Origin of the sequence: Rhodococcus sp. 114MFTsu3.1 (assembly GCF_000383555.1) — a bacterium.
GTDB classification, from domain to species: domain Bacteria; phylum Actinomycetota; class Actinomycetes; order Mycobacteriales; family Mycobacteriaceae; genus Rhodococcoides; species Rhodococcoides fascians_E.
The window spans coordinates 137,444-153,266 of record NZ_KB911558.1; the positions used below are offsets into that span (position 1 = coordinate 137,444).

The 15,823-nt window shown below is 61.5% G+C and carries 17 protein-coding genes; all 17 read left to right on the forward strand.

The window, feature by feature from the left end; all coding sequences use genetic code 11:
* The first annotated feature begins 151 nt into the window (after window positions 1–151).
* On the forward strand, window positions 152–889 hold the full coding sequence (locus tag H292_RS0122860) for a haloacid dehalogenase type II (protein ID WP_020112915.1): 738 nt from the start codon (window positions 152–154) through the stop codon (window positions 887–889).
* 276 nt (window positions 890–1,165) lie between these two features.
* Complete coding sequence (locus H292_RS0122870; protein WP_027499014.1) at window positions 1,166–2,023, forward strand: class II fructose-bisphosphate aldolase; 858 nt, start codon at window positions 1,166–1,168, stop codon at window positions 2,021–2,023.
* Entirely contained in the window at window positions 2,020–2,844 is an 825-nt protein-coding gene (locus tag H292_RS0122875; protein ID WP_020112918.1) for an HAD-IA family hydrolase, read from the forward strand. Before H292_RS0122870 ends, H292_RS0122875 begins: the two co-directional genes overlap by 4 nt.
* The gene (dhaL, locus tag H292_RS0122880) at window positions 2,841–3,491 is read left to right on the forward strand and encodes a dihydroxyacetone kinase subunit DhaL (protein ID WP_020112919.1); all 651 of its coding nucleotides are present in this window, start codon (window positions 2,841–2,843) and stop codon (window positions 3,489–3,491) included. Before H292_RS0122875 ends, dhaL begins: the two co-directional genes overlap by 4 nt.
* A gap of 26 nt (window positions 3,492–3,517) precedes the next feature.
* Window positions 3,518–4,513, forward strand: coding sequence for a dihydroxyacetone kinase subunit DhaK (gene dhaK / locus H292_RS0122885; RefSeq protein ID WP_020112920.1), 996 nt, complete (start codon window positions 3,518–3,520; stop codon window positions 4,511–4,513).
* Between the two features lie 14 nt (window positions 4,514–4,527).
* The gene (locus H292_RS0122890) at window positions 4,528–5,553 is read left to right on the forward strand and encodes an ATP-dependent 6-phosphofructokinase (RefSeq protein WP_020112921.1); all 1,026 of its coding nucleotides are present in this window, start codon (window positions 4,528–4,530) and stop codon (window positions 5,551–5,553) included.
* A 22-nt stretch (window positions 5,554–5,575) separates the two neighbouring features.
* Complete coding sequence (locus H292_RS0122895; RefSeq protein ID WP_231383896.1) at window positions 5,576–6,595, forward strand: HAD-IIA family hydrolase; 1,020 nt, start codon at window positions 5,576–5,578, stop codon at window positions 6,593–6,595.
* A 788-nt stretch (window positions 6,596–7,383) separates the two neighbouring features.
* A complete protein-coding gene (locus H292_RS0122900) occupies window positions 7,384–7,665 on the forward strand; it encodes a hypothetical protein (protein ID WP_020112923.1) in 282 nt (93 codons plus the stop codon).
* 62 nt (window positions 7,666–7,727) lie between these two features.
* Window positions 7,728–8,618: a MurR/RpiR family transcriptional regulator gene (locus tag H292_RS27440; protein WP_231383904.1), complete on the forward strand. Its 891-nt coding sequence runs from the start codon at window positions 7,728–7,730 to the stop codon at window positions 8,616–8,618.
* Window positions 8,619–8,699: 81 nt separating this feature from the next.
* Complete coding sequence (locus H292_RS0122910) at window positions 8,700–9,824, forward strand: ABC transporter ATP-binding protein (RefSeq protein ID WP_027499015.1); 1,125 nt, start codon at window positions 8,700–8,702, stop codon at window positions 9,822–9,824.
* 166 nt (window positions 9,825–9,990) lie between these two features.
* Window positions 9,991–11,235 carry an extracellular solute-binding protein gene (locus H292_RS0122915; RefSeq protein WP_231383897.1) on the forward strand — a complete coding sequence of 415 codons (1,245 nt, stop codon included), beginning with the start codon at window positions 9,991–9,993 and terminating at the stop codon, window positions 11,233–11,235.
* Window positions 11,232–12,011 carry a tyrosine-protein phosphatase gene (locus tag H292_RS27445; RefSeq protein WP_020112927.1) on the forward strand — a complete coding sequence of 260 codons (780 nt, stop codon included), beginning with the start codon at window positions 11,232–11,234 and terminating at the stop codon, window positions 12,009–12,011. The genes H292_RS0122915 and H292_RS27445 overlap by 4 nt, the downstream gene beginning before the upstream one ends.
* On the forward strand, window positions 12,008–12,901 hold the full coding sequence (locus H292_RS27450) for a phosphodiesterase (RefSeq protein ID WP_020112928.1): 894 nt from the start codon (window positions 12,008–12,010) through the stop codon (window positions 12,899–12,901). Before H292_RS27445 ends, H292_RS27450 begins: the two co-directional genes overlap by 4 nt.
* Before the next feature lie 80 nt (window positions 12,902–12,981).
* Window positions 12,982–13,890 (forward strand): carbohydrate ABC transporter permease, encoded by a 909-nt coding sequence (locus tag H292_RS0122930; protein WP_231383898.1) that lies wholly within the window; start codon window positions 12,982–12,984, stop codon window positions 13,888–13,890.
* A 10-nt stretch (window positions 13,891–13,900) separates the two neighbouring features.
* Complete coding sequence (locus H292_RS0122935; protein ID WP_020112930.1) at window positions 13,901–14,791, forward strand: carbohydrate ABC transporter permease; 891 nt, start codon at window positions 13,901–13,903, stop codon at window positions 14,789–14,791.
* 292 nt (window positions 14,792–15,083) lie between these two features.
* On the forward strand, window positions 15,084–15,296 hold the full coding sequence (locus H292_RS0122940; protein ID WP_020112931.1) for a hypothetical protein: 213 nt from the start codon (window positions 15,084–15,086) through the stop codon (window positions 15,294–15,296).
* Between the two features lie 268 nt (window positions 15,297–15,564).
* A partial coding sequence (locus H292_RS0122945; protein WP_027499018.1) for a transposase occupies window positions 15,565–15,823 on the forward strand: 259 nt, incomplete at its 3' end.

The window sequence follows — 15,823 nt, forward strand, 5'->3', positions numbered from 1 at the left end:
CTGAGTGACAGATGTACGGTATAACCGTCTAACGGTCTTACGTCGTTTTTGCTTGAGGTGTCGACGGTGCCACCACAGCCCGATCCGACCTGAATCTGCCGGACTCGTGCCCACCCAACTTCCTGAACAACCCGAACACCGAGGAGAACCCATGAACTTGGCCGACTACGACGCTCTGAGCTTCGACTGCTACGGCACCCTGATCGACTGGGAGGCGGGCATCGCAGCAGTGCTCGCTCCGTGGGCCGAACAGGTCGGCCTCGAGATGACCGACGAAGAGCTGCTGCTCGCCTACGCAGAGAACGAGGCCCGCGCCGAACGCGAGAACCCGACCGCGCTGTACTCGACGGTTCTCGCCGACGCCTTCCGTTGGACCGGCGAGAAGCTCGGTAAGCCGGTCGACGACGAGTGGGCAGCGAAACTGGGCTCTTCGGTACCGCAATGGCCCGCATTCCCCGATTCCACAGAGGCGCTCGCGTCTCTGGCCCGCGATTACAAGCTGATCATTTTGTCCAACGTCGACCGCGAAGGGTTCGCAGGAAGCAACGCTCGCCTCGGAGTCGACTTCGACGCCGTCATCACCGCCGAGGACGTCAAGGCCTACAAACCCGCTCCCAACCATTTCGAGGCCCTCGACGGCACCCTCGCCGACCTGGGGATCCCCCGGGATCGGCTGCTGCACGTGGCGCAGAGCCTGTTTCACGACCATGTTCCCGCCAAACGCCACGGACTGCCATCAGTGTGGATCAACCGCAGATTCGATCGACCGGGTTGGGGCGCGACACCCGAGCCCAGCGAGGACTACACGTACGCGCTCGAATTCCCGACCATGCAGGACTTCGCCGCTGCCGCTCGCGAGGCCAAGACCTCGACTACTGCGCGTCTGTGACACCAGCGGCCGGCGGACCAGCCGCCCACCGGACATAGACCACGAATCGCTCGAAACATCCGGCGCGCAACGCACCTGGGCATTCACATCGCCGTCGGCGCAATCATCTCCCCTCGGCGCGAGAACCGCCCAGCACGTCCGAGCAGTCCCACTTCACCATCGCCGACCTCGAAACCACCCAGTACGGCCACTGCGCCCACTGTTCGCGGACTCGGTACACCATCGATCTGTCGGCAGGGTGCGCATCGCGACCGCCGCGACCAAGGAGAAAATCACGTGCCAGTGGTATCGCTGAATGCCATCGTCAAGCCTGCATTCGACAAACGCTACGGTGTTCCTGCCGTCAACGTCTTCAACGATTTGACGATGGAGGCAGTGCTCGCGGCCGCAGTCGCGGAGCGCTCCCCGGTCATCATCCAGACATCGGTCAAGACCGTCCGCAGCATCGGAGTGAAATCACTCTCTGCGATGTGGCATTCGATGACGGAAGGAATCGAGGTCCCGGTCTGCCTCCATCTCGATCATTGCCCGGATCGGAAGGTCATCTCCGAATGCCTCGAGCAGGGATGGAATTCCGTTCTCTTCGACGCTTCCGAACTCCCCGTTGCAGAGAATCAGCGGCAAACCGTCGAGGTGGTTGCCGAGGCCCGTCGCTACGGTGCCCACGTCGAAGGTGAAATCGAATCGATCACCGGCGTCGAGGACGGCCACGGGTCCGACGACGAAGCCCAGCGTCAACCGCTGCAGGTGGTCCTCGACTTCATCACCGACACGGGAGTCGACGTCTTCGCACCCGCAATCGGCAACGCACACGGCGTCTACAAGCAGCAGCCCGTGTTGGACTTCGACCGCGTCGAGGACATCGTCCGGGAAGCAGGCGTGCCCATCGCACTGCACGGTGGCAGCGGACTGACCGCATCCGACTTCGACGGGTTGATCGCCCTGGGCTGCGCCAAGGTCAACATCTCGACGGCGCTGAAGATGACCTACATGCAGTCCAACCTGAACTTCCTGCAGCAGAGCGCCATCGACGACAAATGGGATCCGCCATCACTGTTCGCGCACACCGCCGGTGACATCCACCGAATGATCTCGGACTTGATGCGTCAATTCGGTAGCTCGGGTATGGCATGACCACGCAGGACAACGCTCTGATCTTCGACTGCGACGGAGTGCTCGCCGACACCGAACGGTTCGGACACCTGCCCGCGTTCAACAAGGCCTTCGACGATGCCGGCATCCCACTGCACTGGACCGAACAGGACTACGCCGAACTGGTGAAGATCGGCGGAGGCAAGGAACGAATCACCGCAGCCCTCGACGCCGCCCGCACCCACGGCAACGCCGACGACGAGCGGTTGCAGACGACGTCGGTCCCAGCGCTGCACAAAGCCAAGACCGAAATCTACCGAGCAATGGTCTCGGCCGGCGTCATGCCCCCGCGCCCAGGGGTCGCCCGGCTCATCCGCTCGGCACTCGCAGCCGGATGGAAGGTCGCCGTGGCGTCCACATCGGCTCCCGAGTCGGTCAAGTCGGTCCTGGACTCGGTAGTCGGGACCGAGACAGCCTCTGCGATACCGATATTCGCCGGCGACATCGTGCCCGCCAAAAAGCCCGCACCGGACATCTACGAGATAGCGCTCGCCGAACTCGGTGTCACCGCCGAGCATGCCGTGGTCATCGAGGACAGCGCGGTAGGACTGCAAGCAGCAGTCTCGGCAGGCCTGACCTGCATCGTGACGCCGAGTAGCTACACGTTGCGCGAAGACTTCACCTTCGCAGCAGCGGTTGTGACCTCACTGGGTGAACCCAGTGACCCACTGTCGGTGATATCCGATCGCTATGCCGTGGACTTCGGATTGCAGAGCATGGTCACGATCGATTCGCTCGAGCGCCTGTTGAAGCATCGCAACGTCACTCGACCCACCACGAAGATTTCCGGGGAGCACCGATGAATTCTCTCGACACAATCACCACCGCGGTGCGCATCATCGCGGACACCGCACTGGAGAACGAAACGTACTTCTGTGAACTCGATGCCGTCGCCGGCGACGGCGACTTCGGGTACTCACTGGCACGCGGCTTCGAGTCGGTGCTCGAGAATTGGGACGGCTTGGACAAGTCGACGCCCTCGAGCCTGCTAAAGGGTGTCGCCACCACCCTGGCAACCCGACTCGGAGGCACCTCCGGCCCTATCTGGGGAACAGGCTTCCTGCGTGCCGGAGCCGCAGTTGACGGTCGATCGGAACTCGACATTCGCGACGTGCTGACCCTGGTCGACGCCGCGATCGCTGGAATCGAGAAGCGCGGAGGTGCATCCCTCGGAGACAAGACTTTGCTCGACGCGTTGGGGCCAGTCCGAGCCGAACTCGAACTCCGATCCACCGGATCGGCGGACGCCTCCGAGGTGGCCGATGCCGTTGCGGCCGCTGCGCGCCGAGGTGCAGAGAGCACCAAGGGACTTCAGGCCAGACGCGGACGTGCGAGCTACGTCGGTGAACGCAGCGTGGGCTCCGAGGACCCCGGCGCAGTCGCGATCGCCGTGATGGCCGAGAACATCGCCCAGATCTGGCAGCCGACCGCCCACAGCTCCACCATCTGACACCCGCAACCGAGGAGAAAACGACCATGAAGAGATTTGTCAACGATCCGAGAGAGTTCGTCGCAGAGATCCTCACGGGTATCGCCCGTGCTAACCCTGACACCCTCCGCTACGAACCGAAGTACAACCTCATCGTCAGATCGGACGCCCCCGTCGACGGCAAAGTGGCCATCGTGCAAGGGTCGGGTTCGGGCCACGAGCCTGCCCACGTGATGAACGTCGGCCCCGGCATGCTCGACGTCGCATGCCCCGGCGATGTCTTCGCCGCTCCCCCCATGGATTACATTCTCGCAGCAATTCGTGAAGTTGTCTCCGACGCAGGAGTGCTCCTGCTCGTCAACAACTACACCGGAGACCGCATGGCCTTCGAGATGGCCCAAGAGATGATCACCGCCGAAGGAGTCGATGCCCAGCTGCTGTTCATCGATGACGATGTCGCAGTGCAGGATTCGACCTACACCATCGGCCGCCGAGGAGTGGCCGGCAACTTCTTCGTGATCAAAGCCGTTGGTGCCGCAGCAGAAAAGGGCTACACGCTCGACGATGTCCGCATCGTCGGCGAGCGGGTCAACGCCAACACACGATCCATCGGCGTCGCCTTGACTGCGTGCTCGCCACCAGCCAAGGCTGCACCACTGTTCGATCTCGCCGACGACGAGATCGAATTCGGAGTCGGAATCCACGGCGAACCAGGTCGCCGACGCGAAAAGATCAGACCGGCCAACGAAATCGTCGACGACATGCTCGACATGGTCGTCACCGACAAGCCGTTCCAGCCAGGATCTCGGGTCGCGTTGATGATCAACGGACTGGGATCCACGCCCATCAGCGAACTCTATCTTCTCTACGGCCGCGCCCACGATCAGCTGGCCGCGAGAGGCATCACGGTCGAGCGCTCCTATGTCGGAAACTATTGCACAGCCCTCGACATGGCAGGCGCATCGGTGACGCTGGTCGAGCTCGACGACGAAATCGCCTCGCTTCTGGAAGCACCCGCCTCCGCCGCCGTACGAATCTTCTGAGCGCCGAGAAGTCCATGCGACTAGGGATCTTGACCAGCGGCGGAGACTGCCCCGGCCTCAACGCGGTCATTCGCGGGGCAGTCCTTCAGGGCACGCGTGAACACTCCGATGACTTCGTCGGTTTCAAAGACGGCTGGCGCGGGGTGATGGAACGCGACCACATCCCCTTGGACTGGCGCGCGGTACGAGGCCTGAACCGCTTGGGCGGAACAACATTGGGGACATCGCGCACCAACCCGTTCGCAGCGGGAATGGAGGATCGGACAGTCTACGCCGCTCTCGAAGACGCCGGGGTCGAAGCGCTCATCGCGATCGGCGGAGAAGGCACGCTGTCGGTCGCCGCCGAACTCCAACGCGGAGGGTTCGACGTCGTCGGTGTACCGAAAACCATCGACAACGACCTGTCGGCAACGGACTACAGCTTCGGGTTCGACACCGCGGTGGAAATCGCGACCGAAGCAATCGACCGCATCCACACCTCGGGCGAATCCCACCACCGCTGCATGGTCGTAGAAGTGATGGGGCGCAACGCCGGGTGGATCGCCCTGCACGCCGGCATCGCCACGAGCTCGCACGCCATCCTCATCCCCGAAGTAAAGGTGTCCATCGAGCAAATATGTGTCTGGGTGCAGACCACGCGCGATCGCGGTCGCACACCACTGGTTGTCGCCGCCGAAGGATTCGCGCTCGACACCATGGACACCCCGCATCACCGCCACGGAATCGACACCTTCGGACGCCCACGACTGGGCGGCATCGGCGAGGTGCTCGCAAATGCGATCGAAAACGAGACCGGTATCGAAACACGTTCTACCACACTCGGCTACATCCAACGTGGCGCATCCCCTACCGCATTCGACCGGATCCTTGCCACACGAATGGGAATGGCCGCCGTGCGCTCGGCTCACGAGGGCCAGTGGGGAACGATGATCGCAAGTCAGGGAATCGACCTCGTCAACGTTCCCCTCGGCGATGCTGTCACCGAGCTCAAAACAGTTCCTCGGCATCGGTACGACGAGGCATCGACCCTATTCGGGTGACACAACAGGAACGGGAGCAGCTGTGCAAAGAACACTCGCAGACACCCACGACTGCCTAATGCTCGATCTCGACGGCACCGTGTGTCGAGGAAGCGAACCCACAGACGGTGCCGTCGACGCATTGGCCCGAGTACCGGGCCGAAAACTGTTCGTCACCAACAACGCATCTCGCAGCGTGCGCGATGTCGAGGACCGTCTGCACGCAATGGGCATCGCGGGCAGCGCTGCCGACATTGCGACTAGCGGCCAAAGCGCAGCACGGATCCTTGCCACGAGATTTGCTCCAAGGTCTCGAATTCTGGTCCTGGGTACCGTCGCGCTGGTCGACGAAATCTGCAGAGCCGGCCTGACCGCAGTCAGGACGTTCCGTGAGGAGCCCATCGCGGTCGTGCAAGGTCACTCGCCCCTTACCGGATGGGCGGACTTGAAGGAAGCGGTCTGGGCCATCCGTGCCGGGGCACCCTGGATCGTCACGAACATGGACATGACTCTGCCGACCGAACACGGACTCGTACCGGGCAACGGCTCGATGGCTGCAGCTCTCCGAGCAGCGTGCGGCGTAGACCCTGAAGTCGTCGGTAAACCAGCGCCTGTGCTGTATCGAGATGCCCTGGCGCGTGGAACGTTCCACAGACCACTGGTCGTCGGTGATCGCCTCGACACAGACATCGCCGGAGCGAACGCAGCCGGTCTGCCCAGCCTGCTCGTGTTGACCGGTGTCAGTTCAGCGGCAGACATCCTGCGTGCTTCGCCCGCCGAGAGACCCACCCACATCGCGCGAAATCTGAGTGGAATCAACGACCCGGTGAACCAGGGCGTTATAGGGCCTCAAACTGCGTGGAACGTAAAGACGGATTCGACGGGCATCACGATCAGCTCGACCGGCGTCGATCCGAGCCGCGACGGCCTGTCGATCATTCGTGCAGCGGCAGACGAAATATGGAGAAGCGGCGTACCGCCCGAAGCTGTCTCCCTACACCCGGGAGACGCAACCGCTCATCTCGCGTTGCAGCAATGGTCGGTCGAACTTACGGAAGGTTAGCCTGGATTTACCCGGCGCAGTTACTGCACCGTCAAGACCCGATGTACCTGTGACAACGACCAAATGCTGTGATTGTATCCCAACAGCGACAGGCCCACCCAGTCTGAGCGTTGGCTTGGCCTAGATCGAACTGAGGAACGGAGAACGGCGCGCGGAACGCCCGCGATTCAACACAACTTTCGCCCCCAGGGTCGGGACCTGCAAGGAGCTGAAAGACCTATGCCCACGTATTGGCCCGTTCCCGAGGTCGACTTCGATCGAGGATGCCCACCCTGCGGTAACTGCTGCCACGCAGAAGTGGTGCGTCGTACTGTGACACCGACCGACAGCATCACGAGCCTTTATGCGGCGTGCATGGCGTGCCGCTGGGAAGGAGCTGCCGACATGACCATTCGGTAGGAACCAGGCCACCACGCACGTTCGACCTATAGTCAAGTGAGAGCCGAGCGGTTGACGTAGGTGAGGGAACGCGACAATTGTGCGCTCCGCGCATGCCCCATTGGCTGGAATCGGTCACGTGGAGATCGCATCCACCTCCGTGCGAGCCAGGGTGGCGATGTTGGGATTGGTGTACGGGCCGATCTACGAGCGTCGCATCCTGGGTTCGCGGGTGACATACGTGTTCCGAGTGGGGCGCCGACCCCGAGCCAGCATTGCCGAATCATGCTCGGGCGCAGTGGGACCGCCGGGAGCGCCACGCCGATGAATGCACACCGCAGCTCACCACACCATTCCAGGCCAGCGGGCGGGAAAGCACAGACCGTGCCCTCCCTAGGTCTCGATGGGACATGCGCACGAAGATGGTCGTTGTCATTGCCTCCGGCGCCCTTCCGATGCTGATCATCGCCGTGATCTCACTGACGTTCCTCAAACCCGGTGCGCTGCCGGCGCTGGCGGTGATCACCGGTTTCACCGCGCGGAGTTCCAGGGTGCACGGTGCCGCGCCCGACGCTGGCTATCATGATCACGTCGTCTCCGTCGACGCGCATCGGCGATGCCAATTCAGCCCAACGCCATCGACGTCGATCGCGGCCTCGTCGATACCGTCTTGGTGCGCAACGGGGTCATGATTTTCTGATGAGGTTGTGGCGGCGATGCGGTGGTTCGTTTCAGCGGTCTCTACGATGTTTTCATGTTGACCCCTGGGGTGGGCTCCACTGTCCTGCTGATCCGAACTGCGTTGCCAGGCCTGGGGCCTCGTGAGCGTGCGGTGGCCGAAGCAATTGTCCGTGATCCGCGGAAGGTCAGTGGGATGGGTGCAGCGGAGTTGGGCGCATATGCTGGGACGTCCGCAGCTACCGTGACCAGGGCTTGCCAATCGTTGGGATTCGACGGATTTCCGCATTTGCGCACGTTGCTGGTGCGTGACGAAGGAGCTGCGGCTCAGGCTGGCCGCACCGGCAAGGCTTACGAGCATGCACTTCACCGTCTGTTCGCAGAAGCGGCTCGCGAGCTCGATTCGGCACCCACCACGGTGGATCTGAGTGCGTTCGGTCGCGCGGTCACGTTGGTTGGTGGGGCACGCAGGATTGTGTTGATCGGAGCGGGAGGATCGGCAGCAACAGTCTTGAGCATTGCTTTGAGGTTCATGAGTACTGGCATTTCGGTCGAGGCACCGAATGAGCCTGCTTTGCAGCTGCTGACATGTCGGCTGCTCGAACCCGGCGATGTGGTGTTGGCGGTCAGCGATTCGGGAGAGAACGTGTCCACTCTTCCCTGCGCCGAGGCTGCGATGGGTGGTGGCGCGAAGGTGATCGCCGTGTCGAGCTTTCCGCGGTCGACACTTGCGCGGCTGGCGGATGAGCAGCTCATCATCGGCGCATCGGGAAGGCCGTGGCCCGAATCAGTTCTCACGAGCAATTTACTGCAATCGTTCCTTCTCAACGCGCTCGTGGCCGAAGTCGCGAAAGCTCGCCAAGTGGGCGACAAGGCCGACGCGGTCTATGACGACATCGTTCGTGTGGTGACCGGGAACCGTCGTCCAGGTTCCCCGTCGGCAGATTCATCCGGCGTTAACCTGTAATACTTTTTCCGTCTCACAAAATGCTCTGTAATTGCATTGCAGCATGGCGCCGGCGATGCAACGTGATTACGAGGAGCTCCGATGGGCAGTATCAAAATTGAGCGGGTCAGTCGACGGTTCGGGAAGACCGTGGCCGTCGACGACATCAGTCTCGATGTCGCCGACGGTGACTTTCTCGTACTTCTGGGACCGAGCGGGTGCGGAAAGTCCACGCTATTGCGCATGATGGCCGGCTTGCTGCCCACAACCGAGGGCAGATTCGTGGTCGACGGAACGGACATGTCACATGAACATGCCCGGCACCGCGACCTTGCCATGGTATTTCAGAGCTACGCGCTGTACCCGCACCTGAGTGTCCGCAGCAATCTTGCCTATCCGCTCCGTGCCCGAAAGATGGCGAAACCGGCCCGCAACAAACGTGTGGCACATGTAGCCGAGTTACTCGAAATCGGTCACCTGCTCGAGCGTAAGCCCAAGGAGCTCAGCGGCGGTCAGCGACAACGTGTTGCAGTGGGCCGGGCGCTGGTCCGTGAGCCCAAGGCGTTTCTGATGGACGAACCGCTGTCCAATCTCGACGCCAAGCTCCGCACAGCGACAAGGCATGAACTCGTGGACCTGCATCGGCGACTGAACGCAACGTTCGTGTACGTCACCCATGATCAAGTCGAAGCAATGACGATGGCCACCAAGATCGCGGTACTCAACGCTGGCAGGCTCGAACAGGTCGGCAATCCGATCGAGGTGTACGCCAAGCCCGCCTCCGTGTTCGTCGCAGGCTTTCTGGGCAGTCCGCCGATGAACCTCATCGACGTGCAGATCACGACCGACGCTGGGCGCGTTCGACTATCCGGCGACGGTATCGAAGCTCACGTGTGGGACGGGGAAACATCGCCCATCGACGCTGTCCTGGGTATCCGTCCTGAACATCTGGTCATCGGCGTTCCTGCCCCGGTACAACTCGACGTCGTCGTCGACACCGTCGAGCGCCTCGGACACGAAAACTTACTGTTCTGCTCGTTCGGTCGCGGCCGCAGTAGCATCATCCTGCGCACTGCGGCAGACGTCGCGATTTCCGCTGGAAAAACGCTTCGCGTCGGCGCCGCCACAGAACACCTTCATCTCTTCGACCGCGCCAGCGGGCGTCGTATCGAGTGGCAGCCTCAACGCCACGCTTCCGCTGATGATCGCGTTCTCGCGACCGCCTGAGCTTCACGACCTCATTCTCCCTGACTCAATACCCACCCATCGGGAAAGCGAAATCCACATGCTCGTACGTTCAAAGACGGTCGCCCTCATGACAATCGGCGCCTCGACTTTCGCACTCAGCGCCTGCGCGCCGTCGAGTACATCAGTCGAGTCGTCAACCGCCGCAATGGCATTCGACCCTAATGTGCCAGTAGAGATTGTGTTCGAAAGTTACAATCTCGGCAGTGCGACTTGGGAAGCTCCAATACTCTCCCTCATCGAAAAGTTCGAGACCGAATACCCCAACGTAGATGTCATCCCGCAGGCCAGCGGTGACTCGACGGCTGCCGGCGGTAGCGCTGCCAGTGTGCAACGGCAAGTCATCGCGGGCAATCCTCCGGATGTCGCGCAGATGACGTTCGACACCCTCAGGTACACCGTCAGCGATCTTCAGGCCCAGCCGCTGAACACGCTCTTCGGGCAGGATGCCCTCGACGAACACTACGAGGGTGAGTACCCGATGCACGACAAGGTTCGAGGATTCGGGGTCGTCGACGGATCCACCTACGGAATTCCGTACGTACTTTCGACACCGATTCTGTGGTACAACGCAACAGCTCTCGCCGACGCCGGTATCGACGATCCAGACTTCTCGACCTGGGAATCTTTGGCGGACATTGCCGCTCGCGTGTCAGCCAAGACCGGTGCGCCGTCGTTCGGCAATTCATGCCTCGACGCGATCGGAGAATGGTGTTACCAGTCCATGGTTCGCTCAGCTGACGGCCGGGTTCTCGACGAAGACGACTCCACGATCACGGTCGGCGAACCCAATGCAGTCGACCCACTGATCACCATGCAAGAAATCAACGAATCCGGGGCATTGCAGAACGGCGACTACTACGACCAGTACGAGGCCTTCGCCGCCGCAACAACCCAAATACACATCAATTCCGCCTCTCTACAGTCTGCCTTCCAGAAAGGCGCCGATGCAGGCGGCTGGGAGCTCGCTGCAGCACCGATGCCCGGTGTCGAAGGTAAAGACGTAGTGCCCACATCGTCCGGGTCCATGCTGTCCATCTTCACCAAGGATCCGGCGAAACAAGCTGCCGCATGGGAGCTGACGAAGTTCATGACCAGCCCGGCCGCGTACGAGGTCATCACCCCGCAAATCGGATACCTACCACTGCGCACGTCCATGACCGAGGAAGGCGGCCCACTGGCCGAGTGGGCCGCTGAGCAGGCAGACCTGCTCGCACCCAATATCGAGCAACTCGACTCCATTGAGCCGTGGGTGGCGTATCCGGGCAAGAACTATCAACAGATCGCAACGATCATCACCGATGCCATCGAGCAGGTTGTCTACCAAGGTGCCGACCCGGAGGCGACCATGTCCGCCGCGGCCGCCCGCGCCCAGACCCTCGTCGAACAGTGACGCAGCAATCGCTCGCTCGGAACGATAATGTCGCTGGCATTACCGTTCCGGGGCTGTACAACCTCCGCAGCACCGGCGAATGGACAGCAACCAACGGTGTCGTCAAACCCTGGTCACTCTTCCGCTCGGACTCTCCAGCGCGATTGGACAACGCCGGCGCCGCAGCGCTGACCGCACTCGGCATCGACCACATCATCGACCTACGGTCGGCAGACGAGACGGCGTCCTCGGCCTATGCGTTCGACGGGATCGAACGCACCGCCGTTCGCCTGGAACTGATCGATCCCACCGACGCGTTGACCACCGACAAGACGCTCGCTGACCTCTACTGTCATCTCGTCGATCACAACGGACCGATGATCGCTCGTGCCCTGCGTGCCATTGCAGCGCCCACGGCCGGTGCCGCGCTGGTGCACTGCGCCGCAGGAAAGGACCGCACCGGCATCGTCGTCGCGTTTGCCCTCCTCGCGGTGGGCGTTCCGCGCGAGAACGTCGTCCTCGACTACGCCGCCAGCCACAACAATCTGCAAGGCTCATGGACCGAGTCCGCGCTCGAGACCTTCGCAGTTGACGTCACCTCGCTCGAGGCCAATGTGCTCGAAATCATCAACGGAAGTCCGGCACCGGTCATCGAAATCCTCCTCGACCGGCTCGATGAACAGTACGGCGGCGCGCAAGGCTACCTGCAGCGTCACGGGTTCGACGCCGATGACTTCGCCGCGCTCCACGCACGCCTCGTAACCCCTGAGGCGCCTACCCGCACGGGAGAGAAATGAACACCGTTCAGTACCCGGATCCGAGTCACACCCTTCTGCACCTGAGTGATACACACCTGGTCGGCGAGCGCCGCCCGCTCTATGGGGCCGTGGACTGCGATGCCAACCTCGAATCACTCCTCGATCGGCTACGCAGTGCACAGATCGATCTCGACGCAATCGTGTTGACGGGGGATCTTGCAGACGCTGGGGCACCGGACGCCTATGTACGCCTTCGTGCGCTCGTCGAGCCGTTTGCGGCCGAGCACGGATGCCCCGTTCTCTGGGTCATGGGCAACCATGACGATCGCGCAACGTTTCGCGCTGAGTTACTGAACGAGGAACCGGGCAGCAGTCCGATCGATCGTGTGTACGAGGTCAACGGCCTGCGCGTGATCACACTCGACTCCACCGTGCCGGGGAGCCACCACGGCGAACTCTCCGCAGTCCAACTCGAATGGCTGGACGAGCAGCTCGAGACGCCCGCACTGCACGGAACGTTGATCGCGTTGCATCACCCACCCGTGCCGACCACCGTGCCCTTGCTTCAGCTCGTCGAACTGCGCGATGCAGCGCCGTTCGAGACAGTTCTGCGCGGCACTGACGTGCGAGGCATCCTCGCCGGCCATTTCCACTACTCGACCCACTCGACGTTCGCAGGAATACCTGTGTCTGTTGCGGCGGCCACCTGTTACACGCAAGACCTCGCCATCCCAACCGGCTCGACCCACGCCACCGATTCAGGTCAAGGCGCGAACCTTGTACACGTGTACCCCGACCGAATCGTGCACTCACAGATCGATGTCACGGTGGGCCCTACCGTCTACGCGTTGTCGCCCGAAGACACGGCTTCCGCGATAGCCAGCGCCTCCAACGGGGAACCGGTCTTCACCGATCTGTTGACAAGCTGATGTTCATCGTCAGCCTCACCCAAGACCACGACACAGCCATCGACCTGCACGAAACATCCCACCGAGCGACGGACAGCACCGTGCAGTCTCGCAGTTCGACGCTAGCGCGGCACTCGAGCCGAGTGGCGCCGTACCTGTATGTACTACCGGCCGTGTTACTCGTCGGATACTGGATCTATCGGCCACTCGTGCAGACGGTCGGCTACTCGTTCTACGACTGGAACATGTTGCCCACGAGCCCGGCCACACCGGTCGGAATCGACAACTATGTCGAAGTCATCCACCTCCCAGAGATGCGCGAAGCTGTCACGAACACGGGCCTGTACATACTCGCGGGCATCGTGTTTCTCGTACTGCTGCCCACCGCCGTAGTTCTCGTCGTTCGCAAACTCGGGCGAAGAGCATCGAGTAGCTATCAAGCGCTGATCTTCCTGCCCTACCTGATGACCCCAGTCGCGACCGCAGCGCTTTGGCGATGGCTTTTCGCAGAACAAACCGGCCTTGTCACACAGTGGGCGGCCGCCATCGGCCTCGAACTCGGCAACATCTTCCGCGATCCCGACACATCCTTGTGGGCGATAGTGGCAATTCTGGGGTGGCAGATGATCGGATTCGGTGTACTGATGGTCAGTGCCGGTCACACCGGTATCGACCCCACCTACGCCGAGGCGGCCGCTGTCGACGGTGCAGGAGAACGCCGAATCACCTGGACTATCGTAGTTCCGCTGCTCTCGCCGACGCTTGCTTTCCTCGGTTTGATGGCCGTACTCCTCGTCGCCCAGTGGTCGTTTCCCCTCATCGATCTGCTCACCGGCGGCGGGCCGGGTGCTAGCTCGACCAACGTCTACCACCTGCTGTATGTGTTCGGTTTCCAGAACTTCGATGCTGGAATGTCTTCAGCCGCAGGGGTTCTCTTCTTCATAGCTTTCAGTCTTATCGCCTGGTTCTTCGTCGAACTCAGCGAGCGACTGAGCTTCTTCGACGATTAGGAAAGGCACGATGACCTTCACACTCGTGGAGTCCGCACGCCCGAGCGTCCCGGTGGTCCACCCACCCATGACATCACGTCCGCGCAGACTCGCTATCTGGCTGGGGCGCAGGGGGGCTGCGCACATCATCATGATCATGCTCGCCGCCCTCGCTGTGGTGCCGCTCATCTGGCTGGTTGTTACCGCGTTCGCCGCTCCCGGCACGATGGTCGGCGGCCGCCTGAACACGTGGTCGTTCTCCCTCGACAACTTCGACTATGTCTTCGAAGCCATCCCGATGCTGACGATGTTGGGTAACACCGCTGCGATGGCCCTGTCCATCGCGTTTGCGCAGCTCCTGGTGGCAATCCTCGCTTCCTACGGTTTCGCTGTCTTCGAGTTCCGCGGCCGAAAAGTCCTGTATCTGTTGTTTGTTGCTTCCTGGCTCGTGCCGTTTCAGGTGACGATGATCCCCAACTACGTGACGATCTCTCAGCTCGGTCTCCTCAATACGGTCGCCGGGATAGTTGTCCCGAATCTGTGTTCGGCTTTCGCTGTACTGATGCTGCGCCAACACATGCGCGCGATCCCCAGAGAACTCATCGATGCATCCACCATGGACGGCCGCGGCAGCTGGGCGACCCTGTGGCTCGTCATCGTGCCAAATCTGATTCCCGCGCTGGCCTCATTGGCCGTAATTCTGGTCATCTCCGCATGGAACGAATACACCTGGCCCCTGCTCATCATGCAGCAGGAAGCCACAGTCGTGCAGGTTGGAATCCGCGCCTTCATGGGAGCCGAAGGCAACAACTGGGGAGCAGTGATGGCCGCGAGCGGGTTGGCTTGCCTACCGGTGTTCCTGCTGTACATATTCCTGCAGCGTCAGATCGTGGCTGGATTCGTCAGATCCGGCCTCAAATAGCCAGGCAAGCACCCCCACCGACGCGGAAACTGTGTGAACGACGGTTGCCGTACCGTCACGTCGTGAAGGGACGCCGCTGATAAGCAGCCCTCACGTCAGCACGCTGTCGCCGGCACCGATAAGCCGGTTTTATGTCAACCCGGTCCGTCAAGATTCTTAGGCCCTTATGACTGATGTGTGGGTGTATCGGCAGCTAGGTAGTGATGCGAAGGCGCCATAGGACGTATCCTCGGGCTGACGGCATCAATCGATTCTTGCGGCATAGCCCACAAGGAGATTTGGAGTTCAAGTCATGGTCAGCGTGCAAGGTTCCACCCCTGAAGGCAGCAACGACCTCCTCGTATTCGTCGACGATCTGCCGAGCCCACGCGTCGAAGACACGCCCGCGGAGGTGTGGACCGAGGCTCGCACTTTCTATGGGCAGGACGCGTTCGATGTCGTGGGTACGTTCGACGGCAATTCCCAATCTGGGTACAGATTTTCGGCCGTTTCCATAGACAACTGATGTTCAAGTCAGCCAGAGCCCGGCACGTCATAATTCCTCCGCCCATCACTTGTCGGGGAGAAGAATTTCTACGCGGGGCGGGCAAACATGGTAGCTAATACGAAGTCTTGATCAGAAGAGCAAAATGGCAGAGCTACCAAAGCAACTGCTGCATCAACAACTGTTACCGGCGGCCGGGTAGGAATGGCTTGTGCCCTCTGATCGGCCCAGGGATTTCGGACAGTGGACCCGCTTAGAATAGGGATCTACTGAAATGAGTCCGACCAGCATGAGCAGATCACGTCGATCCTTCTCGGCAGAGTTCAAGGACGAACTGTGTCGAGAGGTGATCGATTCATCGAAACCGGTCAGTGAAGTCGCCAAGGCCTACGGGGTCGGTGACGACAGTTTGAGGCGGTGGCTGGCCAAGTACCGTGAGACTCACGGCGGCGGCCCGGAGAGCGAACTGACTTCGACCGAGCGTGCCCGGCTGACGCAGCTCGAACGCGAGAACCGGGAACTGCGGGCCGAGGCAGCGTTCCTGAAAA

Bases quoted from the DNA above. Each gene is read 5' to 3' on its own strand.
- H292_RS0122860 (WP_020112915.1), top strand. From the start codon at position 152: ATGAACTTGGCCGACTACGACGCTCTGAGCTTCGACTGCTACGGCACC.
- H292_RS0122875 (WP_020112918.1), top strand. From the start codon at position 2,020: ATGACCACGCAGGACAACGCTCTGATCTTCGACTGCGACGGAGTGCTC.
- dhaL (WP_020112919.1), top strand. From the start codon at position 2,841: ATGAATTCTCTCGACACAATCACCACCGCGGTGCGCATCATCGCGGAC.
- dhaK (WP_020112920.1), top strand. From the start codon at position 3,518: ATGAAGAGATTTGTCAACGATCCGAGAGAGTTCGTCGCAGAGATCCTC.
- H292_RS0122890 (WP_020112921.1), top strand. From the start codon at position 4,528: ATGCGACTAGGGATCTTGACCAGCGGCGGAGACTGCCCCGGCCTCAAC.
- H292_RS0122900 (WP_020112923.1), top strand. From the start codon at position 7,384: ATGCGCACGAAGATGGTCGTTGTCATTGCCTCCGGCGCCCTTCCGATG.
- H292_RS27440 (WP_231383904.1), top strand. From the start codon at position 7,728: ATGTTGACCCCTGGGGTGGGCTCCACTGTCCTGCTGATCCGAACTGCG.
- H292_RS0122910 (WP_027499015.1), top strand. From the start codon at position 8,700: ATGGGCAGTATCAAAATTGAGCGGGTCAGTCGACGGTTCGGGAAGACC.
- H292_RS0122915 (WP_231383897.1), top strand. From the start codon at position 9,991: ATGGCATTCGACCCTAATGTGCCAGTAGAGATTGTGTTCGAAAGTTAC.
- H292_RS27450 (WP_020112928.1), top strand. From the start codon at position 12,008: ATGAACACCGTTCAGTACCCGGATCCGAGTCACACCCTTCTGCACCTG.
- H292_RS0122935 (WP_020112930.1), top strand. From the start codon at position 13,901: ATGACCTTCACACTCGTGGAGTCCGCACGCCCGAGCGTCCCGGTGGTC.
- H292_RS0122940 (WP_020112931.1), top strand. From the start codon at position 15,084: ATGGTCAGCGTGCAAGGTTCCACCCCTGAAGGCAGCAACGACCTCCTC.